The organism is Burkholderia sp. HI2500 (genome assembly GCF_002223055.1).
Lineage (GTDB): Bacteria > Pseudomonadota > Gammaproteobacteria > Burkholderiales > Burkholderiaceae > Burkholderia.
In genome coordinates this window covers 779744-805139 of sequence record NZ_NKFL01000004.1, presented here as the reverse complement: position 1 = coordinate 805139, position 25396 = coordinate 779744, and the positions used below count along the sequence as shown (strand labels likewise).

Genomic DNA, 25396 nt, shown 5'->3' with positions numbered 1-25396 from the left:
TGGCCGGCGTCGGTTGACGCCGGCACGTATTCACTTCGCCGACGCAAACGGATTCGACACGCGCGGCCAGTAGTTGAGGTCACGAAGCCGATAGTCCAGTTCGGCGAAGTTCATCGAGAGCGCCCCTGGCGCGGCGATATGGAAGACGGCCTTCGAACGCGGCGCGAAGTCGGTCTGGAAATGCTGCGTCGATTTCACGACCACCAGCTTCTTGCCGGCGAAGTCGATGCCAAGGCCGGTGAATGCGTCCACGCCGAGCACCTGGGTGCGAACCGATATCAGCGCGATGTCGAGCCCGTTGTCCGCTTCCACCCACACCGCCCGGCCGAGCGGTTGCTCGAGGCCCATGATGCTTTGCGTATGCCGCTCGACCACGTTGCGGACGGTGACGCGCAGGTCCACCGGTTCTCCGGAGTACACACTGCATTTGCCGCCGATGCGCAGATTCAGCGTGGCCCCGACACCCGCGTCCTTGCAGATCTGGATAGCACCGAGATCCCAGAAACACCCGATCGCAACATTCGCAATCTGTCGCTCGACCACGCGACGCAGAATGAACGTGCTGTCACACGGCGCGCCACCGCCGGGATTGTCAGCGACATCCGCCAGCACGACCGGGCCGCCCTCGACCGCCAGCGCGCGATCCAGCCCGGCATCGATATCGAGCCATGCAGGGCGTGTCGCGTCGCGCAACGCCCAGAACTCGCGCGCCAGTTGCGCCGCCAGCGCGTCGGCCTTGGCGAGATCGTCGTCCGTCACCACCCAGAGTTTCGCGCCGGCTTCCGGCACGTCGCCCCACGGAAACCCATGGCCGAGCGACACCGACAGCACGCCGTCGCGCCCTTCGAACGACTGCATACGCCGGACGAACCCCGCCATCGGTTCGCTGGTGGTGTGCCAGGCACCGACCATTCGGCAATCGAACACGCCGATCGTCGGGCGGATGCGTCCGGCAGCCATATCGAGCGTCAGTCGATAGGCGTCGCGCGCCCGCTCGACGGCGTCGATATGCGGATACTCCTTGTAAGCGATCAGGACATCGGCCGACGCCTTCATCAATTGCGTGAAATGACAATGCGGGTCGAGCGTGACCGAGATCGGAACGTCGGGGCCAACAATGGCGCGCACGCCGGCGAGCAGGTCGCCTTCGCAATCGTCGTAGCCTTCCGCCACCATCGCGCCGTGCAGCAGCAGAATCACGGCATCCAGCGGCAAGGCGGCCTTTACGCCATCGAGCATTTCGTCCCTCAGGGACTCGTAGACCGCGCGAATCGTGCGGCCTGACGGCTGGGCTTCGGCACACAGGCCTTCGACGATGTCGTGACCGTCGGCCTGCGCGAGGCGCCGCACTTCCGCGAGCACATGCCCCACGCCGTCGGGCTCGCGCACACTCGCGTCGCCGTGAAAGATCGTGTTCTCTTCGAAGCCGCCCCATCCGGTCGGGCACGGGGCAAAGGTATTGGTTTCCGTCGAAAGCTGAGCCGTGAATATTTTCATGACGAGGTCTGCCGAATGGGATTGAAGGGTGTGAAACGACTATAAGCACCCGCCATTTCCGCTTTGTGAGCAGTCTGTATCAAGCGTGAAACAGAGCAGTGCAAACGGTCGATCCGGGCCGTTATCCCTATCGACGCGGCAACGTGACCTGTGCGACCAGCCCGCCTTCCGGAGCGTTGCGCAACACCAGCTCCCCGCCGTGACGCTTCACGACGTCGTTCGCGATGGCGAGGCCCAGCCCCGTCCCGCCCGTGTTCCGGTTGCGCGAACTTTCCACCCGGTAGAACGGCTCCAGCGCGCGCTCCAGTTGCGACTCCGGGATGCCCGGGCCGTGATCGACGATCTGGATCCGCACGCACGACGGTGCGTCGATCAGGCGGATGTGCGCGTCTTCACCGTATCGAATCGCGTTGGCGACCAGATTCGTCAGACAGCGCTTGAGGCCCAGCGGTTGCGCCGAGATCGGCGGCACCTCACCACTGATCGTCACTTTTTGACCGTGTTCGGCCGCATCTTCCGCGATGGCATCCACCAGTGCATTGATATCGACCGGACTGAATTCCTCGACCACCTCTTCATTGCGCAGGAACGACAGGGTGGCTTCCAGAAGCTGCGTCATCTCGTCGATGTCGTCCCTGATTCGTTCGCTCAATTCGGCATCCTGAGCGGAGCGAAGACGTAGCTTCATGCGCGTCAGCGGCGTGCGCAAATCGTGCGATACGGCGGCGAGGAAGCGGTTGCGCTCACTCATTTGCCGCCGCAGCGAGGCCTGCATCGTGTTGAACACGCTGGCGGCCTGACGTGCCTCGACAGGACCGATTTCCCGGATGGGCGGCGCATCGATATTCCTCGACAGTTCGGCGGCCCCCACGGCCAGCGTTCGGAACGGGGCGGCCAGCATGCGCGCGCCGATCCAGGACGAGATCAGCGCGGGCATCACCTGGATCATCACCGCGGCGCCCCACTGCAACGCCGCGCTCATCCCCGGCGGCGGCTTGAAGGGCGCGGTGCTGTAGAGCTTGAAGAGCAGCAGGCCGGCACTGATCTGCATCACGAGGATGATCGAGATCATCACGAAGAACAGGCGATAGAAAGCCGAATCGAAGCGGGGTTTGTGCATGGTCCTGGCCGACGGCGAGCGATGGCGTCGATTATCGCCCGTGAATGTAGGGGCCATGTGAGCCCTTTATTGCAAACCTGAAACAAGTCTTCGTCCCGGTTCTGCACCGCGTCGGCCGGCGTGGCGGCCCCGCTCCGTCATCGATCGTTTGTATCAGCACCGATACAAACGCCACATGAACCAGAAATAACCGGCACTTACCGTTCACCCTGAGTTGCGCTACACGGCATCGCGTTCAGTCGATTGCAAAACCAGGAGGAGACGATGGTGAAGATGAAAAACCGGACGAAGCGCGCGGCGGGCTCGGCAACGTTACCGCTGCGACACGGCGGGCGTTACGCCCCCCTCTTCGTCGGCCCCGTATTCGGGTTGGCATCGTTGGGCGTGCACGCGCAGGAACACGCGCAAACGCCCGCGACGACGCAGCAGGTCGCCGCGCCTGATGCGGCGTCCAACGCGACGCCTGCCGCCGCTGCGCCGAATACCCCTCCGGCCGAGGTGACGAAGGCGCAAGGCAAGGGTGGCGCGACGCTCAATACCGTCGTCGTGACCGCGACACGCCGACGCGAACCGGCTCGCGAAGTCCCTATGCAGGTCAATGTATTGTCGGCCGACGAACTGCAGAAGAGCGGCGCGAAAACGATGTCCGACTTCCTGTCCTCGGAGCCGGGCGTCGACTTGAACGCCAGCGGCGGCAGCGGGTCGGGGCAAGTCAGTATTCGCGGCGTGACGACCGGTGTTCAGACGGGGCCGACCGTCGGCATGTATGTCGACGACGTCGCGTTCGGCGGCAGCACGCTGTTCTCCCAAAGCGCGACGTTCTCGCTCGACATGAGCCTGCTCGACCTCAACCACGTCGAAATCCTGCGAGGTCCGCAGGGCACGTTGTATGGCGCGGGTGCGATGGGCGGCTTGCTGAAATACGTGACCAACGAACCGGACCCGAGTCAGTTTTCCGGGCAGGTCGGCACCGGCGTATCGGGAACGGCGCATGGCGGGGTGAGCGGGACGGCCAACGCGGCGTTGAATATCCCGCTGAAGACCGACGTTGCCGCACTGCGCGTCTCCGTGTTCGGGCAGCACGATGGCGGGTATGTCGACGCAGTGGGCCCCAAGGCGGACACCCACATCGATCGCGGCGACACCTACGGTGCTCGCGCGTCGCTGCTGCTGACGCCCACCCGCGATCTGACGGTCCGGCTGACCGCGCTCTCGCAGAACATCAATCGCAACGATCCGAACTACGTTGAATATGGCGCCGACGGCAAGCCGGTCTGGGGGGACCTGACCACGCGACAGTTCGCCCCGCAGCCCTTTCATCAAAACATCCAGCTCTATTCGGCCGGGATCGAATACGAGCTCGGCTGGGCGCGCCTGAACTCGATCACGTCGTATCAAAGGATCAACACGAGTGCGCCGCAGGACCTGACCGGTGTCTACGGGCCGCTATTTGCCGCCCAGGGGCTGAACCTGGGTTCGGTGGTCGCCAAGGATGTGGCCACCACGAACAAGGTGACCCAGGAGTTTCGCCTGACTTCGCCGGGCAACCAGCGACTCGAATGGCTGGCCGGCCTCTTCTATACGCACGAGCGCAGCCATTCGAGCGAGGGCTTTCTGACGACCTTGCCCGATGGCTCGCCCGGCCCGGACCTGTCGGAGCTCCAGGCGCCCAGCACGTACAACGAGTACGCGGCATACGGCGACCTGACTTATCACCTGACGCCGCGCCTTTCGCTGACCGGCGGCGTGCGGATCGCCCACAATACCCAGACCTACGAACAGACGACCTACGGCACGCTCGCCGGCCCGACACAGACCATCTCGGCACCGTCGTCGGACACCAGCAAGACCTACATGTTCACCGCGCGCTATGCGCTGACCGCCAACAGCAATGCGTATGTCCGCATCGCCAGCGGATACCGGCCCGGTGGCCCGAATGCCCTGCTGATCGATCCGCTCACCGGCATGCGCGCAGCGGGCAGCCCGACCTTCGCACCCGACACGCTGTGGAGCTATGAGGCGGGCTACAAGGCCGACCTGCTCGACAAGCGGCTGTCGCTGGAAACGTCGGTCTACGACATCGAGTGGAAGAACATCCAGCAGCTCGGCACGGTCGATGGCGTCAATCAGGTCATCAACGCCGGCAACGCGCGCATCAAGGGCCTGGAGTTCTCCGGCACGTTCCGCCCCACCCCGCACTGGAACTTCAGCGCGAACCTGTCGCTCATCGACGCCAGCCTGACGAGCGGCAACGCTAACGCGGGGACGACGGCGGGCGCGCCGTTGCCGAACTCGGCCAAGGTCGCCGCCACGCTCTCGGGCACCTATCTGTTCACCGCGCAAGGGTATCCGTCGTATGCGGGTGTGACCCAACGTTTCGTCGGCCGACGTCATAGCGGGTTCGACGCCAGCTCGGGCCGGCCGGATTATCCGTTGCCGGGCTACGCGATCACGGATCTGCAGGCGGGCGTGGATTTCAGGAAGTTCAGCCTGGCGTTCTATGTTCGCAACCTGTTCGACCGGCGCGCGTTGATCGCGGCCGGCACGTCGCTGATACCGATGGGCGGCCCGGCGCTCGTCAGCGTGATTCAGCCCCGCACGATCGGCGCGGCGCTGACCGTTCCGTTCTAAACCATAGGGATACCTAAAATGACTCAAGCATCGCGCGACATCGTCGAGCAACTGGATACCCTTTTCGAACGCTTCAACAAGAGCGATGAACCCGGCCTCGTCGTGGCCGTCGCGCATCGAGGCGAAGTGCTCTACCGACGAGGCTTCGGCATGGCAAGCCTGGAACACGGCGTCGCCAATACGCCGGCCACGCGCTTGCGCATCGGCTCGACGAGCAAACACTTCACGTGCCTTGCCGCCCTCCTGCTCGCCGAAGACGGCAAGCTCGACGTCGACGCCGGGATCCGCACGTACCTGCCCGAGCTGCCGCTGCTCGCAGGCGACCCCAGCCTGCGGCAGTTGATGACGCATACGGGCGGCTACCGCTGCTATCTCGATCTCACGCTGCTCGCGCAAGGCGTCGCGACGTTGCCGCGTGGCGGCGTGCTGGCGGCGCAAGTCCGGCAACGCGACGTCAATTTTCCGCCGGGCGAGCGGATGATCTACTGCAACGGCGGATATCACCTGCTGTCGCTCGCGATCGAGCGGGTCAGCGGCATTCCCTTCGAGACCTTTCTGAAGGCGCGCATCTTCGACGTGATGGGCATGGTCGACACGGAATCGGTCGCCGACGACATGCGCATTCGCCCGCGCATGGCGACCCAGCATGTGCCGGATGGAAAAGGCGGATTCATGCGCGGCCTCTTTCCGACGTGGGAAGTGCTCGGCGAAGGCGGGATCGTGTCGACGGTCGACGACATGCTGCGCTGGCTCGCGCATCTGCGCGGCCCCAGGCGGGTCGGCAGCGAAGCAAGCTGGCGCCAGATGCTGACCCGACCGCACTATTCGAGCGGCGCGGAGGGCGTCTACGCGCTCGGGCTGATGCTCACGCCGCATCGCGACGTGGAGGTGCTGCATCATGCCGGCGGGGTGTTCGGTGGATCTTGCCAGATGTTGACCGTGGCCGGGCACGCGCTGGACGTCATCATTCTCACGAACGGCGCGGCAGTCAATCCGGTTGAAGTGGCCACGCAGATAGTCGATATCGTTCTGGGCGATGCCGTCCTCGGCGCGAAGCCCGCCGCACCGTTGCCGACGGCAGGGCACGAAACCTTGCTCGGCAGGTACCACTCGCGTGCGTCCGGGACGTATTGCGTGATCGGCGATCGCAACGGGCAGCTCGACGCGAGCTTTCAGAACGTCCAGCAGATGCCCCAACCGCTCATCGAGACGGAGGCTGGATTGCGGGTTGACGACGGGACAGGCAGAGCGCTGCTGATCAAACCTCGAGCGCCGACGGCGGCGGCTCGCGTGACGGCGATCGAGCTGGTGGACTGCGGTCACGCGGAGACGCTCGAGCGCTTGCCCGATCACGCGCCGTCGCTCTCCGATGCGTCGGCGGGCCTGGCGGGCACGTATCACGGTCACGATGCCGCGGCACGTGCGACGATCGCCGTGACGAACGGTGAACTCACCCTCACCATGACCGGCGCCGCCGGCAGCGCCGGCTACCGGCTGGAACCGGTGGCCGACGACATTTTCACGTTCGACCCTGCCGGTCAGATGGCCGTCATGCACGGCGTCTTGACGGTGGAACGCTCGGGTCACGAGGTGACGCGCTTTCGCATCGACACGGCGCGCACGCGCAACCTGGCCTTCGTGCGCGAGGGGTGTGATTCGTAGGGATCGCGTCGCTGATGGCGGTGGCGTTACCGTTCGGTCGTCGTCAATCACCACCGATGCCACGCCACAAAAACAAAAAACCCGCGAGCGCAGGGCTTCTCGCGGGCTTTCGTCCCTTCATCGAATCGCGATGAAGCGATCGTGGTGCCGGGGACCGGACTCGAACCGGCAAGCCAGTTAAGGCGGCGGATTTTCGTCACACTGCTTTTTTCAAAGCCGGCGTCGCGTGCGCGATGCCGTTCGTGCGCTGGACTATGCCTTCGCCGTCGCGCGCGGGCTTTACCTGCTGCCCATGCGCCTTAGGCGCCCCCCGTCTAGTCTCTACACCTTCCTCGCGGATGCCGCGAGGCTTGGCTCGGCGTTGCCTCGATGCGCGCATCAGGGGTTTCGCCGAATTTGAAGGGTTCTGCACCGACCGTTTCCGACCGGGCACTCAATCGTTTAAGTCCGCTATGTTTACCAATTTCATCACCCCGGCAAGAGGGGCGGACGCGATTCTACCATTGCTTGCGCATGCGTTCCCTTATTCCGCGGCGCCGCATCAAGGCGCCCCCACGGATTCATCCGTTGTCGTCGACGCCCCCACACCGCCCCCCAACGATTTCCTCCCGCGCCGCAGCATCCCCGATACAATCGAGTCCGCGTCGTCCGACGGCCCTATCCGTCAGACGTTTGTGTCGTGCTTTTCGCGAAACAAGCGTCGCCTAAGTCATCGCGAAGTCACAAACGTTTTCGATAATTTCCCGGCCGAAAACGTTTACATCGCAAGCTTTCATGACCTCGACCATCAAGGACGTCGCTGCCCTCGCGGGCTTCTCGATCGCCACCGTCTCGCGCGCGATCAACGCCCCGCATACCGTCAGCCCCGCCACGCTGCAAACGATCCGCACCGCGATCGACACACTGCAGTTCCGCCCGAGCCCGCTCGGCCGGCAACTGCGCGGCGAGCGCACGCGGCTCGTCGGCGTCGTCGTGCCGACGTTGTCGAACCCCGTGTTCGCCGACTGCCTGCAAGGCATCGACGAGCTCGCGACCGCGGCCGGCTTCAAGCTGATCCTGATGACGACCGAATACGACGCGGCGCGCGAGCGCCACGCGATCGAGACGCTGCGCGAGCAGCGCGTCGAAGGGCTGATCCTCACCGTCGCCGATGCGGATACCCACCCGCTGCTCGACATGCTCGACCACGACGGCCCGCACTACGTGCTGATGCACAACGACACGCAGCGTCGCCCGTCGGTGTCGGTCGACAACCGCCGTGCCGCGTATGACGGCGTGCGGCTGCTGACCGCGCGCGGCCACCGCCGCGTGCTGATGCTGGCCGGCTCGCTCGCCGCGTCGGATCGCGCACGCCAGCGTCATCTCGGCTATGCGCAGGCCCTCGACGAAATCGGCGTCGCCACGCTGCCGCCGGTCGAAGTCGACTTCAACGCGCCCGAGCTGCCCGACGCGGTGCTCGCGCATCTCACCGCACACGCGACGCGCCCGACCGCCCTCTTCTGCAGCAACGACCTGCTCGCGATGGTCGTGATGCGCGGCCTGCGCCGCGCGGGCTTCTCGATTCCCGACGACCTGTCGGTGCTCGGCTTCGACGGGATCGCGCTCGGCGAACTGCTCGCGCCGCCGCTCGCGAGCGTCGCGACGCCGAACCGCGACATCGGCCGCCACGCATGGCAGCGTCTCGTCGAAAGCATCGGCGGCGCAGCGATCGAACGCACGTCGCTGATCCTGCCGCACGTAGTGCGCGACGGCGCAACCGTGGCGCCGCCGGCCACCGACCTGCAATTGCGCAAGGCCTGAACCCGCGCCGCGCACCCTGTACACCACCCCACCACACCAGCGCCTCACCCTCGCCCGGAGACCTACCGTGTCCTTTCGCCTGACCTCGCTGCTGCGCGCGCTTGCAGCGCCCGTCGCCTGCGCCGCGCTCCTCGCCGGCGCGCCCGCCGCCCACGCCGACGAAACGGCGATCTGCTACAACTGCCCGCCCGAATGGGCCGACTGGGCCGCGCAGATCGCGGCGATCAAGCAGAAGACCGGCATCCGCGTGCCGTTCGACAACAAGAACTCGGGCCAGTCGATCGCGCAGCTGATCGCCGAGCAGAAGAGCCCGGTCGCCGACGTGGTCTACCTCGGCGTGTCGTCGGCGTTCCAGGCGAAGGACAAGGGCGTGATCGCGCCGTACAAGCCCGCGCACTGGAACGACATCCCCGCGAACCTGAAGGACCCGCAAGGCTACTGGTTCGCGATCCATTCGGGCACGCTCGGCTTCTTCGTGAACAAGGACGCGCTCGACGGCAAGCCGGTGCCGCGCTCGTGGGCCGATCTGCTGAAGCCGGAATACAAGGGCATGGTCGGCTACCTCGACCCGTCGAGTGCGTTCGTCGGCTATGCGGGCGCGGTGGCCGTGAACCAGGCGCTCGGCGGCAGCCTCGACAATTTCAAGCCGGCGCTCGACTGGTTCAGGAAGCTGAAGGCGAACGCGCCGATCGTGCCGAAGCAGACCGCGTATGCGCGCGTGCTGTCGGGTGAAATTCCGATCCTGCTCGACTACGACTTCGACGCGTATCGCGCGAAGTACAAGGACAGCGCGAACGTCGAGTTCGTGATTCCGAAGGAAGGCACGATCGCCGTGCCGTACGTGATGAGTCTCGTGAAGGGCGCCCCGCACGACGCGAACGGCAAGAAGGTGCTCGACTTCGTGTTGTCCGACGAAGGCCAGAAGCTGTGGGCCAACGCGTACCTGCGCCCGGTGCGCGCGCAGACGCTCGGCGCCGACATCGCATCGAAGTTCCTGCCGGCGAGCGAATACGCGCGTGCGAAACCGGTCGACTTCGGCAAGATGGCAGCCGGCCAGCAGGCATTCGGCCAGCAATACCTGCAAGTCATGCAGTAAGCGGCCGGACCTCATCGATGCTTGACCTGACCTTCCCGCTGCGCTGGCGCGTCGCGCTCGTCGCGCCGGCGCTCGCGGTGTTCGCCGCGTTCTGGCTGCTGCCGATGGCGGCACTCGTGCAGGTGTCCGCCGACGGCGCGTTCTTCCCGCACTACGCGGCGCTGCTCGGCAATGCGCGCTACATGAAGAGCCTCGGCGAGACCATCGCGCTGTCCGCGGGCGTCACGCTCGCGACGCTCGTGCTGTCGACGATCTCGGGCCTCCTGCTCGCTCGCCGCGAATTCGCGGGCAAGCGCGTGCTGCTCGCGCTGCTCACGTTCCCGCTCGCGTTCCCGGGCGTCGTCGTCGGCTTCATGGTGATCATGCTCGCCGGCCGGCAGGGGCTGATCGGCATGCTGTCCGCGAAGCTCACCGGTGACAAGTGGGTCTTCGCGTACTCGGTCGCCGGGCTGTTCATCGGCTACCTGTACTTCTCGATTCCGCGCGTGATCGTCACCGTGATCGCGGCGGCGTCCAAGCTCGACGCGTCGCTCGAGGAAGCCGCGCGTTCGCTCGGCGCGTCGCCGTGGCGCATCTTCGTCGACATCGTGCTGCCCGCGCTCGCGCCCGGGCTGATCGCGGCCGGCGCGATTTGCTTCGCGACCGCGATGGGCGCGTTCGGCACCGCGTTCACGCTCGCCACCGACCTGAACGTGCTGCCGATGACGATCTATACCGAGTTCACGCTGAACGCGAACATCGCGACGGCGGCCGGCCTGTCGATCGTGCTCGGCATCGTCACCTGGGCCGTGCTCGCACTCGCGCGCCGCTTCACCGGCCACACCGCCGCCGCCGCGGCCTGAGGATTCCTGCATGCAATCGCTTTCCGGCTCTTCCGCGCCGTCGCCGTCGCCGGCTCCCGCTCCCGTGCAGGCGAGCGGCGTCGCCCGCCGCGCGCCGCGCGTCACCGGCGCGCGCGCGATCGCCGTGCTGCAATGGGGCGTCACGCTGCTGCTGTGCGCGTTCCTGATCGTGCCGGTCGTGATGTCGGTGCTCGCGGGCCTCACCGTCAACTATTTCCGCGGCCTGTCGAGCGGCCTCACGCTGCGCTGGCTCGAACAGGTGTGGCAGCAGTATCACGGCTCGGTCGCACTGTCGCTTTACGTGGCCTTCGCGACGCTCGCGATCGTGCTCGCGGTCGGCGTGCCGGCCGGCTACGCGCTCGCACGCAGCAAGAGCCGCGCCGCGCGCGCGATCGAGGAGGCGCTCGTGCTGCCGGTCGCGCTGCCCGGCCTTGCATCGGCGCTCGCGCTGCTGGTCGTGTACGGCGGCTTCACCGCGTTCCGGATGAGCCTGTGGTTCATCGTCGTCGGCCACGTCGTGTTCACGCTGCCGTTCATGGTGCGCGCGGTGGCGGCCGTCGCGGCCGGCGCCGACCTGCGCACGCTCGAGGAAGGCGCGGCCAGCCTGGGTGCGTCGTTCGTCACGCGCTTCGTCACGATCGTGCTGCCGAACCTGCGCCCCGGCATCGTCGCGGGTGCGCTCGCGGTGCTCACGCTGTCGATCGGCGAATTCAACCTCACGTGGATGCTGCACACGCCCGACACCAAGACGCTGCCGGTCGGGCTCGCCGACACGTATGCGTCGCTGCGCCTCGAAGTCGGCAGCGCGTACACGATCCTGTTCCTGCTGATGACGCTGCCGCTGCTCGTCGCAATGCAGTGGCTCGGCGTCGATCCGTCCGGCACGCGGGCACTCAAGAAGCGCCCGCGCTGAATTTCTCGCAGACATGAAACTCGATTCCACTCCCATCACCCTCACCCGCTGCGCGAAAACGTTCCGCGGCACGCGCGTGCTCGAGCCGCTCGACCTGTCGATCGGCGCGGGCGAAACGCTCGTGCTGCTCGGGCCGTCCGGCTGCGGCAAGACCACGACGCTGCGCCTGATCGCGGGCCTCGACACGCCGGACGCCGGCGGCACGATCGCATTCGGCCATGACGACGTGACCGCGCTGCCGATCGAGCGCCGGCAGGTCGGCATGGTGTTCCAGAACTACGCGCTGTTTCCGAACCTGACGGTGCGCGGCAACGTCGGCTACGGGCTGAAGATCCGCAAGACCGAGCCGCGCGCGCTGCGCGAACGTGTCGACGAGTTGCTCGCGATGATGCGGCTCGACGCGCATGCGGACAAGCCGATCGACCAGTTGTCGGGCGGCCAGCGCCAGCGCGTCGCACTGGCCCGCGCACTGGCGGTGCGGCCGCGCGTGCTGCTGCTCGACGAGCCGCTGACCGCGCTCGACGCAAAGCTGCGCGACACGCTGCGTCGCGAGATGAATGCGCTGCTGCGCGAACTCGGCGTGACGACGGTCTACGTGACGCACGACCAGGCCGAAGCGATGGAGCTCGGCGACCGCATCGTCGTGATGGGCGCGGGCCGCATCGAGCAGATCGGCACGCCGCGCGACATCTACTACCACCCGGCCAACCGCACGGTCGCGCAGTTCATCGGCACGCTGAACCGGCTCGCCGGGCAATGGCGCGACGGCACGCTGGTGACCACGGGCGGCGCGATCGCGACGCCGCACGCCGCCGACGAGTGGTTCTTCCGCCCCGAGGATGCGCAACTGGCCGATCCCGCGCATGCGCCGTTGCGCGGCGTCGTGAGTGCATGCGCGTTCCTCGGCGAGCGCACGCGGCTCACGATCGAGCACGCGGCCCCCGACGCGCTCGTGATCGACGTGCCGGGCCGCATCGCACTCGCACGCGGCACGGCGGTCGGCCTCACGGTCGCGCCCGAAGGCCTGATCGCGCTCGGCGCCTGATCCGTCCTTCCGGCATCATTCATGCAGCACCCCACCGCGGCGCACGACGCCGTGACAACAATCAGACAATTCCGAGGAACGACGATGCTGCTTGCTCAAATCAGCGATCTCCACATCAAGCGTCCGGGACAGCTCGCGTACCGGCGCGTCGACACCGCGGCCGCGCTCACGCGCTGCATCGAAAAACTGAACGCGCTCGTGCCGCGCCCGGATGCGGTGCTCGTCACCGGCGACCTGACCGATTTCGGCCACGACGAGGAGTACGGCAACCTGCGCGGGCTGCTCGCCGCGCTCGAGATTCCGTACTACCTGATGATCGGCAATCACGACGACCGCGCCGGGCTGCGCCGCGCGTTCGCCGATCGCGCCGAGCTGCAGGCGGGCGAATTCGTGCAATACACGCTCGACATCGGCGCGGTGCGCGTGCTCGCGCTCGATTCGCAGGTGCCGGGCGCAAGCTACGGCGACCTGTGTGACGCGCGGCTCGCCTGGCTCGCCGCGCAACTCGACGCGGCGCGCGACCGCCCGGTGATCGTCGCGCTGCATCACCCGCCGTTCGCGTCGGGAATCGGCCACATGGACAAGCTGCGCCTCGCGCCGGCCGCCTCCGCGAAACTCGACGCGCTGCTGCGCGGCCATCCGAACGTCGAGCGCGTGCTGTGCGGCCACGTGCATCGCACGATGTTCACGCGCTTCGGCGGCACGCTCGCCGCCGCGGTGCCGTCGCCCGCGCATCAGGTCGCATTCGACCTGCGGCCCGATGGGCCTTCCGCATTCCGGCTCGAACCGCCGGCGTTCGCGGTCCATCACTATGTGCCCGATGCGGGGATGACGTCGCATCACGTGTATGTCGATGAGGGGGCCGGGCCCTATCCGTTCTATGAACCGACGGGTGAGCTGGTCGACTGACGGGTTGACGCACGCACGATGACGGGCAGCGGCCGGCCGGTTACACAGATTTGGCCGGTTTGGCCGATCTGCCCCCGTCCGGCAGGATTCCCGTCGCTCCGGTATGATCGGCAGCCTCGACGGCGCCCCGCCCGCCTGCGCACCCGACGCGTGCGCCGCGCGCTGCGCCGCCCCACTTCCGTTCGCGCAGCCATGTCCACCGCCCCCACCGACCGTCCGACCGACGCCGCCTCGCCTCACTATTCGCGCAGCCTGCTGTTGCTGCTCGCGACGATCGCGGGGGTGTCCGTCGCGAACATCTACTACAACCAGCCGCTGCTCGACAGCTTCCGCTCGGCGTTTCCCGACGGCGCTTCGTGGATCGGCGCGGTGCCGACCGCGACGCAGCTCGGCTATGCGGCCGGCATGTTCCTGCTCGCGCCGCTCGGCGACCGCTTCGACCGCCGCGGGCTGATCCTGATGCAGATCGCCGGCCTGTCGGTCGCGCTGATCGTCGCGGCCACCGCGCCGTCGCTGGCCGTGCTTGCCGTCGCGAGCCTCGCGATCGGCGTACTCGCGACCATCGCGCAACAGGCCGTGCCGTTCGCCGCCGAGATCGCGCCGCCCGCCGAACGCGGGCATGCAGTCGGCACCGTGATGAGCGGCCTGCTGCTCGGCATCCTGCTCGCGCGGACGGCCGCCGGCTTCGTCGCCGAGTATTTCGGCTGGCGCGCGGTGTTCGCCGCGTCGGTCGCGGCGCTCGTCGCGCTCGCCGCCGTGATCGTGCTGCGGCTGCCGCGCAGCTCGCCGACGTCGACGCTGTCGTACGGCAAGCTGCTCGGCTCGATGTGGCATCTGGCGATCGAATTGCGCGGGCTGCGCGAGGCATCGCTGACGGGTGCCGCGCTGTTCGCGGCATTCAGCGCGTTCTGGCCCGTGCTGACGCTGCTGCTCGCCGGCGCGCCGTTCCATCTCGGCCCGCAGGCCGCCGGCCTGTTCGGGATCGTCGGCGCGGCGGGTGCGCTCGCGGCACCGTACGCGGGCCGCTTCGCGGACAAGCGCGGCCCGCGCGCGATCATCTCGCTCGCGATCGCGCTGCTCGCGCTCTCGTTCGTGATCTTCGCGCTGTCGGGCTCGAGCCTCGTCGGGCTCGTGATCGGCGTGATCGTGCTGGACGTCGGCGTGCAGGCCGCGCAGATCTCGAACCAGTCGCGCATCTATGCGCTGAAGCCCGAGGCGCGCAGCCGCGTCAACACGGTGTACATGGTGTGCTATTTCATCGGCGGCGCGCTCGGCTCGTCGGCCGGCGTCGCCGCATGGCACGCGTTCGGCTGGATCGGGATGTGTGCAACCGGGCTGATGTTCACCGCGCTCGGGGGATGGTTCCACCATCGCGGCGGCCGGCGCGACTGAGCGCGACCGGCCACGGCCGCGTCACGCGTCGGCGCGGGGTGCGGCCGGTTCGGCGGCGGGTGATGGAGCGAACGCCGGTGCCGGTTCGGCGATGGGCGGCGTGGCGAACGCCGGTGCGGGTTCAATGACCGCGGCAGGATCCATCACGGCAGCCGGCGTCGGCACGGCCAGCGGAACGGCGGAAGGCGCCAGGATCGGCGCCGCCTCCGGCACCGCGATCTGTTCGGGCGCCGCTGCAGCCTCCGCCGTCGACGCAGCCGCCACGGCCGCCGAGCTGGCAGCCGCCGCGCGCGCCGCGGGCCGGCGCGCCGGATCGAATACGAACGACAGCCCGACGCTGCCGAGGATCGCGACGGTCGCGACCACCGTCGCCATCGTCACCGGCTCGCCAAGCAGCAGCGCACCGAGCGCGACCGCGACGATCGGGTTCACGTACATGCAGCTGCTCGCGATGATCGGGCTCGTGTGGCGGATCAGGTAGCCGTACGCGACGTACGCGGCCATCGTGCAGAACACCATCAGGTACAGGAACGCGAACACCGGCCCCACCATCAGGTGCTCGACGCGCTCACCGACCAGCCACGCGACGAGCGTCGAGATCATGCCGCCGAGGCCGATCTGCAGCGACGTGGACAGGAACAGGTCGGACGGCAGCTTGAGCCGCGTCGCGAGATGCGCGCCACCGGCCCAGAACAGGGCGCCGGCCAGCACGCAGATCGTGCCGAGCGCCGAATTGTGCGCGGCCGCGCCGCCCGAGTTCAGCACGACGATGCCGACCATCCCGAGCGCCACGGCCGACCACTCGCCTTTCGTGACCGGCCGCCCGGCAACTGCGGCGATCACGGTCGCGAACAGCGGCACCGTGGCCACCATCACCGCGGCCGAGCCGCTGCTGACCAGACTGATCCCGAGCGCGATCGTGCCGGACGACAGCGCGACGAGCATCGTGCCGACGATCCCCGCATTGCGGATTTCGAGCAGCGTCGGCCATTCGGGCTTGCGCCGCAGCGCGAAGATGAACAGGCCGATCCCGCCGAGCAGGTTGCGCAGCCCCGACAGCAGCAGCGGCGGGAACGACTGCAGCGCGAAATGCAGGCCGCTGTAGGTCGAACCCCAGACGAAATAGATGAAGACGAGCGCCAGCGCGACGCGACCGCCGCGGCTTTGCGGCAGCCGGATCCGGAACGAGAAGCGGGCGAAGAAATCGAGGAGGCGGTCGAGCGGCGTCATCGAGCAGCCTGCCCGCACGTCACGCCGCGTGCTCCGCTGAAAGGCGCCGGCGATGCCGGCAAACGGCCCTGGCGGGACCGGGAAGGCAGAGCGAACGTGCGGAACGACATGGCAGTGCGAACGGCGACGAAAGAGAACCGGCAAGCGGCGGCAGAGGGACAAAAAAAACGCGCGCAACCGTTTCGGCTGCGCACGCTCGGCATTATGGCATCAAGGATTCGAAAGCATCGTCGGACCAGTCTGAAAGGATCGCGAATGATGTTTCCGCGCGACATTTCCCGGCCGGCGGGCGGGTGAAATCGGGGGCCGGATACGCGACGCGCGTGCGTTGCCAGGGTGTCAATCCGACCCGCCATCCACGCCATCCGTCGCGATCGAGTCAGCCATCGGCCGAACGGCCAGTCCTGCACGCCGGCCCGCGCTTCCCCCTTATCGTGACGGTCGGCTCACGCGCGTCATGCGCTGGACGACCTTCCTTCGACACCCGCACCGCCCATACAAAATTTTGTATAATCCAACCATTCTCCCGCCGAAGCCTGTTGTCTTCGTCGGCAGCGCGCTAGCGGATCTTCGCGGCTTTCCGCTGCCCGCACGACGCGAAGCCGGCCACCAGATCGACCAGGTACAACGCGGGTTCGCGCCCGACGACTGGAAGCCGATGCGCACCGTCGGCATCGGCGTGCGGGAAATTCGCCTGCGCGATGCGAGCGGCGCGTTCCGGATCATTTACGTCGCGACATTCGCCGACGCCGTCTACGTGCTGCACCGCTTCCGGAAGCAAGCGGCGCGCACGACCAGGGCCGATATCGAACTGGCCGCCCGGCGCTATCGCGCGCTGACGATGGAGAGGAAACGATGACCAACGACCGTCATTCAAGCGTCTGGGACGCAATCGAGGGCCAGCCGGCTGAAGCCGAGAACATGAAGCTGCGATCCGAGCTGATGATCGCGCTCAAGCAGCGCATCGCACAGCTCGAGCTCAGTCAGGCCCAGGCCGCGAAACAACTGGGCGTCACGCAGCCGCGCGTCTCCGACCTGATGCGCGGCAAGATCAACCTGTTCGGGCTCGACGCGCTCGTGAACATGGCGGCGGCCGTCGGCCTGCGCGTCGACCTCCAGGTGCGCGAATCCGCGTGACACGTCACGTGCGATGCCGCGATGCCCGACGCATCGCGGCACGCGCATGCGCCGCCACCGCCCGCCACGCACCGCACCGCACCGCACCGCTCACGATCCGCCGAACCAGTTGTACCCCTGGTCGACCCAGTAGCCGCCCGGAAACGTATCGGTCACGAAGATCTCCATGATGTGCTTCGGATTCTTGTAGCCGAGCTTGGTCGGCATCCGCAGCTTCATCGGGAAACCGAACTCCGGCGGCAGCCGCTGGCCGTCGTAGTCGAACGCGAGCAGCGTCTGCGGATGCAGCGCGGTCGGCATGTCGATGCTTTCGTAGTAATCGTCCGCGCACTTGAAGCCGACGTACTTCGCCCGCGTGTCGGCGCCGGCGCGGGCGAGAAACGCGCCGAACGGCGTACCGCCCCAGCGGCCGATCGCACTCCACCCTTCCACGCAGATATGCCGCGTGATCTGTTCCGCGTGCGGCAGCGCATACAGTTCGTCGAGCGTCCACACGCGCTTGCCCGTCACGCGGCCGGACAGCACGAGCCGATACGTCGACGCGTCGACGTGCGGCACGTCGTCGATCCCGTAGTACGCGTTGAACGGGAACGGTCGCGTGATGTCGGCTTCGGTGTAGGTCGGCGCGAGCCGCTCGCCGCTGAACAGCCAGGCCTGCACGCGGTCGTTCATGCGCGACACCGTCTCAAGGAACGTGTTGACCGACGCGTCGTCCTTCAGCGTGCAGCCGGTCAGCATCGTCAGCCCGCCGAGCGTCAGCACGCGCCGGTTGAACAGCCGCCGCGACGGCATCTCGAGCTCGCGGCGCACGTCGAGTTCGAGCGACTTCCGGTCGAGCGTCCAGCGCGAACCGTCGCGCTTGGTTTCGGATTCCGACATGATGATTTCCTTCACCCGAGGTTGACGGGTCAGCGCCCGCGCAGCATCGCGAGCAGCGAGCGCGGCACCAGCAGCGCCATCGCGACGTGAACGGCAATGAATGCGACGAGCAGCGACATCGCCCAGAAGTGCACGACTCGCGCGTTGTCGTAGCCGCCGAACAATTCGCGCAGCAGCGGGAATTGCACGGATTTCCAGATCGTGAGCCCCGACAGCACCAGCACGACGAGATCGACGATCGCGGTCAGGTAGGCGGCGCGCTGCACCGCGTTGTAGACGCTCAGGTCGGCGTGCGACAGCCGCCCGCCCAGCGCGGCACGGATGTCGCGCCAGATCGACGCCGGCGTGACGGGCAGCATCTTGCGCGCGAGGCGCCCCGTCGCGATCGACATCGTCAGGTAGAACAGTCCGTTGAAGACGAGCAGCCACATCGCCGCGAAATGCCATTGCAGCGCGCCGCCGAGCCAGCCGCCGATCGTGATCCCGTGCGGGAACGTGAACGGCGGATAGATCGGCGACGCGTCGTAGATGCGCCAGCCGGACAGCACCATCAGGATCGCCGCGAGCGCGTTGAGCCAGTGGCTCGCGCGCACCCACAGCGGATGAATCGGGCGCACGGGCGGCGTGGCGGCCGCGCGGCCGGTGGCGGGAACGGTTTGCATGATGAAGACTCCCGGAATGAGTCAACGGGACGGGACGCGATGCGGGCGGCCGCCGTGCGACGCACGCGCCGGCCGCGCCGCGTCCGCCTTTCGTCAGTTCGACGGCGCCATCTTGTCGCCCGACGGCTTGCCCATCTCGTCGTGCGACATCGCGTCCTTCTTCATCGCGTCTTTCTTCATCGCATGCTTCTTCATGCCGTCCTTCTTCATCGCGTCATGGCCCATTGCATCCTTGGCCATCGCGTCGTGGCCCATCGCGTCCTTCGACATCGACGAGCCCGGCTGCGACATCGCATCGTTCTGCGCATACGCGCCCGTGGCGATCGTGGCGAAAGCGGCAACGCAAGCGGCAATCAGTACTTTTTTCATGACATCTCTCCAAAACAACATGGGTTTAAGGAGCCGAATAGACGGACGACGTCGCGGGAAATGACAGCCGCTGCGAAAATTTTTTTTGAAGTTGCGCGAAAGCGCGTCATGCTGCACCGCTTTGCCGCGGCCGGCCAAGCCGGGAGGCCATGCGGCAGCGACGCGCGCTGCCATTTCGACGGGCCACCGTACCGCCCGCCATGCTGCGGCCGCACCGGGGCAGCCGATCCTCTCCCGGTTGAAACCGCCGCCAAGCCAGTGTATCGTGTGCCCTGCTAACGCGGGGGTCCTGCAATGCGCCCGGTCAAACAACCGGCATTGCGGGTGAGAAATACCCTTTGAACCTGATCTGGATAATGCCAGCGCAGGGAAGCGTACGGATTTCGCCGCCATCCTTCTGACGAAATCCGCCGCCTCACCAAGCCTCGTCTCCTGCTTAGCTCGAGCCCCACATACGTCAAGGGCTCCGGGCAAGCGCCGAAGCGCCTGTCCGGCGCTCACACAGGAGATTGCATGAACGCCAATCCGAAGTTTCTGTCCGCCGACGCTCATGTCGATGCCGCGGCCGTCGCCCCGCTGCCGAATTCCCGCAAGGTTTATGTCACCGGCTCCCAGCCCGACATCCGCGTGCCGATGCGTGAAATCACGCAGGCCGACACGCCGACCGGCTTCGGCGGCGAAAAGAATCCGCCGATCTACGTGTACGACACATCGGGCCCCTACACCGATCCGGACGCGAAGATCGACATCCGCGCGGGCCTGGCCGCGCTGCGTCAGGGCTGGATCGAGGCACGCGGCGACACCGAAGTGCTCGGCGGCCTGTCGAGCCAGTACGGCCTCGAGCGCGCGGCCGACCCGGCCACCGCCGACCTGCGCTTCCCGGGCCTGCACCGCAACCCGCGCCGCGCCCAGGCCGGCAAGAACGTCACGCAGATGCACTACGCGCGCCAGGGCATCATCACGCCGGAAATGGAATACATCGCGATCCGCGAGAACCAGCGCCGCGCCGAGTACCTCGAGAGCCTGAAGGCGAGCGGCCCGAACGGTGCGAAGCTCGCCGCGATGATGGGCCGCCAGCACCCGGGCCAGGCGTTCGGCGCAGCGGCCTTCGGCGCGAACGCACCGGCCGAGATCACGCCGGAATTCGTGCGCTCGGAAGTGGCGTGCGGCCGCGCGATCATCCCCGCGAACATCAACCACCCGGAATCCGAGCCGATGATCATCGGCCGCAACTTCCTCGTGAAGATCAACGCGAACATCGGCAACTCGGCCGTCACGTCGTCGATCGGCGAGGAAGTCGACAAGATGACGTGGGCGATCCGCTGGGGCGGCGACACGGTGATGGACCTGTCGACCGGCAAGCACATCCATGAAACGCGCGAGTGGATCATCCGCAACAGCCCGGTGCCGATCGGCACGGTGCCGATCTACCAGGCGCTGGAAAAGGTCAACGGCAAGGCCGAGGACCTCACCTGGGAAATCTTCCGCGACACGCTGATCGAACAGGCCGAGCAAGGCGTCGACTACTTCACGATCCATGCGGGCGTGCGCCTGCAATACGTGCCGCTCACCGCGAACCGGATGACCGGCATCGTGTCGCGCGGCGGCTCGATCATGGCGAAGTGGTGCCTCGCGCATCACAAGGAAAGCTTCCTGTACGAACACTTCGAAGAGATCTGCGAGATCATGAAGGCGTACGACGTGAGCTTCTCGCTCGGCGACGGCCTGCGCCCCGGCTCGATCTACGACGCGAACGACGAAGCGCAGCTCGGCGAACTGAAGACGCTCGGCGAGCTCACGCAGATCGCGTGGAAGCACGACGTGCAGGTGATGATCGAAGGCCCCGGCCACGTGCCGATGCAGTTGATCAAGGAGAACATGGATCTCCAGCTCGACTGGTGCAAGGAAGCGCCGTTCTACACGCTCGGGCCGCTGACCACCGACATCGCACCGGGCTACGACCACATCACGTCCGGCATCGGCGCCGCGATGATCGGCTGGTTCGGCACCGCGATGCTCTGCTACGTGACGCCGAAGGAGCACCTGGGCCTGCCGAACAAGGACGACGTGAAGGAAGGCATCATCACGTACAAGCTCGCCGCGCACGCCGCCGATCTCGCAAAGGGCCACCCGGGCGCGCAGGTGCGCGACAACGCGCTGTCGAAGGCGCGCTTCGAGTTCCGCTGGGAAGACCAGTTCAACATCGGCCTCGATCCGGACAAGGCGCGCGAATTCCACGACGAAACGCTGCCGAAGGATTCGGCGAAGGTCGCGCACTTCTGCTCGATGTGCGGCCCGCACTTCTGCTCGATGAAGATCACGCAGGACGTGCGCGAGTTCGCGGCGCAGCAGGGCGTGTCGGAAACCGAGGCGCTGAAGAAGGGGATGGAAGTGAAGGCGGTCGAGTTCGTCAAGACCGGCGCCGAAATCTATCATCGCCAGTAAGCGAATGCGCGGTCCGGCGCTCCCCGCCGAATCGTCTCGCCAGGCACGAAGCCCGCTTTCGAGCGGGCTTTTTTGCGCATGTCGCGTGCCTGCCGGCCTATGCGAAACAATTGATTACGAAACCGCGCGAGCCTTAACAAGTCCTTACAGCAGCAGCGCGGGACGGCGCGTAGATTGGGGACATGCACGGCCGCCAGCCGGTCGTGCGCCTTCCGTTCACTACCACAAGGACAACGATCATGAATTCGATTCGGCGTTTTGGGGTATACGCTCTCCTCGTCGCGACAGTGGCCAGCCTGTCGGCCTGCGATTCGATGTCGCGACGCCAGCGTGATACGGCAATCGGTGCGGGCGTCGGCGGCGTCGCCGGCGCGGCGATCGGCGGCAACGCGCTGTCGACGCTGGGCGGCGCGGCGGCCGGCGGCATCATCGGTAACCAGGTCGGCAAGTAAGCAGTCCGACATCGGCCGGCCGGGCGTCGTCGCCCAGCGGCGGGCCGGGCGGTTCAACGGCGTTTCCGCGGGGCGGAAGCGCCGTTTTCGTCTGTCGCGCCGCAACTGGCGCGGCCGCCCCCCCGGAAATGATCGGTTACCGTTTCTCATACCGTGTCATCGGGACTCGGCCTAAGCTTCAAGCATCTGCCGATAGCCGGCTCCGCCGGAGACACATCATGAACAGGACCCTCGTCGCCGCGGCGCTTGCCTGCACGACGCTTGCCGGCTGCTATTACCCGTACGGTTACTATCCGGGCGGCTATTACACGGCGGCGCCGGTGCCGGTACAGCCCGCGCCCGTGTATGTCGATCCGGCCCCCGCCTACTACTATCCGGCGCCGGCCTATGCGCCCGCATGGGGCGGTTATTGGGGCCCGGCGCTGTCGCTCAATTTCGGCTTCGGCGGACGCGGCGGCTGGCGTCATCACTGACCTGATCGGCCGCGCCGCACGTGGCGGCGCGGCCGCCGGCCGGCGGCAAACCGGCGGAATGGCCGTTTCTTGTCGTTTCATCCGATCGTGAAACGACGGGGCGGTAACGCGGTGTAAGATTCCTCGCATCCCGTCCCCGCCCTCGCCGATCGATGTCACCCAAGAACGCTCTCCTGCTGACCGTGCTCGCCGCCCTGTGGGGCGCGTCCTTCCTGTTCATCCGAGTCGGCGTGGTCGATTTCGGCGTCGCGCCGCTGATGGCGTTGCGGGTGGGCATCGGCGCGCTGTTTCTCGCCGGCTTCGCGCTCACGCGCTTCAAACCCGCCGATCTCGGCGCCCGGCTGCGCCGTCATGCGTGGCCATTGTTCGTCGTCGGCGCACTGAACTCGGGCATTCCGTTCTGCCTGTTCGCGTTCGCCGAACTGACGCTGTCGGCCGGCGTGACGTCGGTGATCAACGCGACGACGCCGCTGTGGGGCGCGCTCGTGGCCTACCTGTGGCTGAAGGACAAGCTGTCGCTGCCGCGCGCGCTCGGCCTCGTGATCGGTTTCGCCGGCGTGCTCACGCTCGTGTGGAACCAGATCGCGAATGCGCACGGCGAAACGGGCGCCGCCGCGACCGCGCTCGCCGCCGCCGCGGCGCTCGGTGCGACGCTGCTGTACGGCATCGCAGCCAACTACACGAAGCGCAAGTTGACCGGCGTCGATCCGCTCGTCAACGCGACCGGCAGCATGATCGGCTCGACCCTCCTGCTGCTGCCGTTCGCGATCGCCACCTGGCCGGCCGCGCCGGTCAGCGCGCACGCATGGGGCTCGGTGCTCGCGCTGGGCGTCGCCTGCACCGGCATCGCGTATTTCATCTTCTTCCACCTGATCGCGCACATCGGCCCCGCGCGAGCGATTACCGTGACGTTCGTGATTCCCGTGTTCGGCCTGCTGTGGGGCGCGCTGTTCCTCGGCGAACACGTGTCGGCCGTGATGATCGAAGGCTGCGCGATCGTGCTCGTCGGCACCGCGCTCGCGACCGGCGCGATCAAGCGGATTCCCGGGATCCGGCCGCGCAGCGGCGAAGCGACCTGACGATACATTCGGGGGCACGCGCCGCCATCGCTGCGGCCGTGATGCGTGACGACCGGGCGCAGGCTGTTGATCGCCGCGCCCGCGGATAGTGCCGCGGCGCGACCGGCATTCGTCTGACGGCGACCTTCGCTCGCCACTTGCCGGCCGCCAGGATTTCCCGCCTCGCATGGCATGGCATGGCATGGCATGCTGCCGGATTGTCATGTGCGGCGGCGACGCCCGATGCTGCGCGGCGGTCATGCGCGGCGCGCATGCGAGCGGCGCCGGCCGCAGTTCCGTTCCCGCGTGTGTCTGGAGTTTCCCTGATACGCGAGCCGCCGCGTTCCCGCTACACTCCGGACACTTACCCGCAGAAGGCGGCCTCGATGTTCCATGTCCTTTCGCGTCCGCCGGCGCGTGCGACTGCTTCAGCGTGGCGGCGCGCCGTCGTTCTGCCGCTTGGCCCCGGGCACCGTTGACATGAAGCCCGCCCGCGACCTCTCGCTCGACTCCCTGCTCGAACGCCTCACGCCGACGCCCGGCGGCTGGGTCGCCACCTATCGCACCACGACATTGCGCAGCGTGTTCCAGCCCGTGCTGTCGATCACGCACAAGCGGGTCGTCGGCTACGAAGCGCTGCTGCGCGTCGTCGATCCGAACGGCGCCCTGATCTCACCCGCCGCGCTGTTCGACAAGACGCGCGCCGACGCCGACGCGCTGCTGCTCGACCGGCTCGCGCGCTGCCTGCACACGGCCAACTTCGTCGCGCAGGGCATCGGTGACGGCTGGCTGTTCCTGAACGTCAACCCGCGCGTGCTCGACTCGGGCCTCGTGCAGCGCGAATTCGTCGAGGCGCTGTGCCGGCATTTCGCGCTGCCGCCGAACCGCATCGTGCTGGAAGTCGTCGAACAGCCGTCGCGCGACGAAGCCGCGCTCGCCCGCACGATCGACATGATCCAGCATCGCGACTTCCTGATCGCGATCGACGACTTCGGCACGGGATTCTCGAATTTCGACCGCGTGTGGCGCGCGCGCCCCGACATCGTCAAGCTCGATCGCTCGCTCGTCGTCCGCTCGACCGGTTCGGCCGACGATCGCAGGATCATGCATCACCTCGTGTCGATGCTGCATCAGGCCGGTGCGATGGTGCTCGCCGAGGGCGTCGAGAGCGACGACTCGCTGCAGGCGCTGATGGAAGCCGACATCGATTTCGTGCAGGGTTTCCAGTTCGGCCAGCCCGATGCATCGATCGCCCATGCCAGCGCGGCAGCACCCGCGATGCTCGACGCCGCGTGGCAGCGCTTCATCGCGCGCCGGCACACACCGGTCGCCGCCGAGCAGCCCGGCTTCGACGCGATCGAGCGGCTCGTGCTGTCCGGCGCGGCGGCGTTTTCCGCAAGCGGCAACCTGCAGGACGCCGCGCAGCGCGTGTTCGCGGTGCCGGCCGCGCGCCGCGTGTTCGTCACCGACGAAACCGGCGAGCAGTTCCTGCCGTCGATCGGCGCGCGCGCCGACGACGGCCAGGCGGGCTTCACCCGCCTCTCGCCGCTCTTCCCGGAAACCCACAGCAACTGGTCGCGGCGCCCGTATTTCCAGCGCGCGATCGCCGCGCCCGGACGCGTCGCGCTGATGGGCCCGCACTTCTCGCTGACGGAAGGCCGCGACTGCTATACGGCCGCCGTCGCGATCCGCGCGCAGAACCGGCTGGTCGTGTTCTGCGTCGACTTCGTGCTCGACAGCGCCGGGACCGTGATGCGCTAGCCGGCACGACGGCGGGCGACCGG

22 protein-coding genes and 1 riboswitch are annotated in these 25396 nt (G+C 67.3%); of the genes, 16 read left to right on the top strand and 6 right to left on the bottom strand.

The genetic code is table 11. From position 1 onward, the window contains the following. Nucleotides 1-30: 30 nt before the first annotated feature. The gene (locus tag CFB45_RS06355; RefSeq protein WP_089424936.1) at nt 31-1497 is read right to left on the bottom strand and encodes a M81 family metallopeptidase; all 1467 of its coding nucleotides are present in this window, start codon (nt 1495-1497) and stop codon (nt 31-33) included. Nucleotides 1498-1624: 127 nt separating this feature from the next. After that, a complete protein-coding gene (locus tag CFB45_RS06350; protein ID WP_089424935.1) occupies nt 1625-2617 on the bottom strand; it encodes an ATP-binding protein in 993 nt (330 codons plus the stop codon). 384 nt (nt 2618-3001) lie between these two features. On the opposite strand from CFB45_RS06350, the gene CFB45_RS06345 reads away from it, so the two are divergent. The 9 genes from CFB45_RS06345 (at nt 3002) to CFB45_RS06295 (ending at nt 14907) form a co-directional block, all read left to right on the top strand. Further along, nucleotides 3002-5248: a TonB-dependent receptor gene (locus tag CFB45_RS06345; protein WP_256978218.1), complete on the top strand. Its 2247-nt coding sequence runs from the start codon at nt 3002-3004 to the stop codon at nt 5246-5248. Nucleotides 5249-5266: 18 nt separating this feature from the next. Beyond that, complete coding sequence (locus tag CFB45_RS06340) at nt 5267-6910, top strand: serine hydrolase domain-containing protein (RefSeq protein WP_089424933.1); 1644 nt, start codon at nt 5267-5269, stop codon at nt 6908-6910. Nucleotides 6911-7684: 774 nt separating this feature from the next. Then, nucleotides 7685-8710 carry a LacI family DNA-binding transcriptional regulator gene (locus tag CFB45_RS06325; protein ID WP_089424932.1) on the top strand — a complete coding sequence of 342 codons (1026 nt, stop codon included), beginning with the start codon at nt 7685-7687 and terminating at the stop codon, nt 8708-8710. Between the two features lie 67 nt (nt 8711-8777). Beyond that, on the top strand, nt 8778-9806 hold the full coding sequence (locus CFB45_RS06320) for an ABC transporter substrate-binding protein (RefSeq protein WP_089424931.1): 1029 nt from the start codon (nt 8778-8780) through the stop codon (nt 9804-9806). Nucleotides 9807-9823: 17 nt separating this feature from the next. Further along, entirely contained in the window at nt 9824-10648 is an 825-nt protein-coding gene (locus CFB45_RS06315; protein WP_089424930.1) for an ABC transporter permease, read from the top strand. Nucleotides 10649-10658: 10 nt separating this feature from the next. Then, nucleotides 10659-11561 carry an ABC transporter permease gene (locus tag CFB45_RS06310; protein WP_089424929.1) on the top strand — a complete coding sequence of 301 codons (903 nt, stop codon included), beginning with the start codon at nt 10659-10661 and terminating at the stop codon, nt 11559-11561. 13 nt (nt 11562-11574) lie between these two features. Beyond that, complete coding sequence (locus CFB45_RS06305) at nt 11575-12606, top strand: ABC transporter ATP-binding protein (protein WP_089424928.1); 1032 nt, start codon at nt 11575-11577, stop codon at nt 12604-12606. An 84-nt stretch (nt 12607-12690) separates the two neighbouring features. Beyond that, complete coding sequence (locus CFB45_RS06300; RefSeq protein ID WP_089424927.1) at nt 12691-13515, top strand: phosphodiesterase; 825 nt, start codon at nt 12691-12693, stop codon at nt 13513-13515. A 192-nt stretch (nt 13516-13707) separates the two neighbouring features. Further along, nucleotides 13708-14907: an MFS transporter gene (locus CFB45_RS06295; RefSeq protein WP_089424926.1), complete on the top strand. Its 1200-nt coding sequence runs from the start codon at nt 13708-13710 to the stop codon at nt 14905-14907. A gap of 21 nt (nt 14908-14928) precedes the next feature. Here the strand turns inward: CFB45_RS06295 and CFB45_RS06290 are convergent, their stop codons facing one another. Beyond that, a complete protein-coding gene (locus tag CFB45_RS06290; RefSeq protein WP_089425874.1) occupies nt 14929-16137 on the bottom strand; it encodes an EamA family transporter in 1209 nt (402 codons plus the stop codon). Between the two features lie 505 nt (nt 16138-16642). Here CFB45_RS06290 and CFB45_RS06280 point away from each other — a divergent pair. Beyond that, the gene (locus CFB45_RS06280; RefSeq protein WP_089424925.1) at nt 16643-16996 is read left to right on the top strand and encodes a type II toxin-antitoxin system RelE/ParE family toxin; all 354 of its coding nucleotides are present in this window, start codon (nt 16643-16645) and stop codon (nt 16994-16996) included. Beyond that, nucleotides 16993-17274: a helix-turn-helix domain-containing protein gene (locus CFB45_RS06275; RefSeq protein WP_089424924.1), complete on the top strand. Its 282-nt coding sequence runs from the start codon at nt 16993-16995 to the stop codon at nt 17272-17274. The genes CFB45_RS06280 and CFB45_RS06275 overlap by 4 nt, the downstream gene beginning before the upstream one ends. 90 nt (nt 17275-17364) lie before the next feature. Here CFB45_RS06275 and CFB45_RS06270 read toward each other — a convergent pair whose 3' ends face one another. The 3 genes from CFB45_RS06270 to CFB45_RS06260 all read right to left on the bottom strand — a co-directional run bounded on the left by CFB45_RS06270 (nt 17365) and on the right by CFB45_RS06260 (nt 19184). Beyond that, nucleotides 17365-18153 carry a molybdopterin-dependent oxidoreductase gene (locus CFB45_RS06270; protein WP_089425873.1) on the bottom strand — a complete coding sequence of 263 codons (789 nt, stop codon included), beginning with the start codon at nt 18151-18153 and terminating at the stop codon, nt 17365-17367. 29 nt (nt 18154-18182) lie between these two features. Beyond that, nucleotides 18183-18815: a cytochrome b/b6 domain-containing protein gene (locus CFB45_RS06265; protein ID WP_089424923.1), complete on the bottom strand. Its 633-nt coding sequence runs from the start codon at nt 18813-18815 to the stop codon at nt 18183-18185. 93 nt (nt 18816-18908) lie between these two features. Next, nucleotides 18909-19184: a pentapeptide MXKDX repeat protein gene (locus tag CFB45_RS06260; protein WP_011351498.1), complete on the bottom strand. Its 276-nt coding sequence runs from the start codon at nt 19182-19184 to the stop codon at nt 18909-18911. Nucleotides 19185-19456: 272 nt separating this feature from the next. Beyond that, nucleotides 19457-19573: riboswitch (TPP riboswitch) on the top strand. Nucleotides 19574-19697: 124 nt separating this feature from the next. On the opposite strand from CFB45_RS06260, the gene thiC reads away from it, so the two are divergent. From thiC to CFB45_RS06235, 5 genes are all read left to right on the top strand, one after another. Next, nucleotides 19698-21629, top strand: a complete 1932-nt coding sequence (gene thiC / locus CFB45_RS06255) for a phosphomethylpyrimidine synthase ThiC (protein WP_048024440.1) — start codon at nt 19698-19700, stop codon at nt 21627-21629. A gap of 239 nt (nt 21630-21868) precedes the next feature. Next, nucleotides 21869-22081 carry a glycine zipper 2TM domain-containing protein gene (locus CFB45_RS06250; RefSeq protein ID WP_069247576.1) on the top strand — a complete coding sequence of 71 codons (213 nt, stop codon included), beginning with the start codon at nt 21869-21871 and terminating at the stop codon, nt 22079-22081. Nucleotides 22082-22299: 218 nt separating this feature from the next. Next, complete coding sequence (locus CFB45_RS06245; protein WP_089424922.1) at nt 22300-22554, top strand: hypothetical protein; 255 nt, start codon at nt 22300-22302, stop codon at nt 22552-22554. A 152-nt stretch (nt 22555-22706) separates the two neighbouring features. Continuing rightward, entirely contained in the window at nt 22707-23633 is a 927-nt protein-coding gene (locus CFB45_RS06240) for a DMT family transporter (RefSeq protein WP_089424921.1), read from the top strand. 459 nt (nt 23634-24092) lie between these two features. After that, the gene (locus tag CFB45_RS06235) at nt 24093-25373 is read left to right on the top strand and encodes a sensor domain-containing phosphodiesterase (protein ID WP_089424920.1); all 1281 of its coding nucleotides are present in this window, start codon (nt 24093-24095) and stop codon (nt 25371-25373) included. Nucleotides 25374-25396 lie beyond the last annotated feature (23 nt).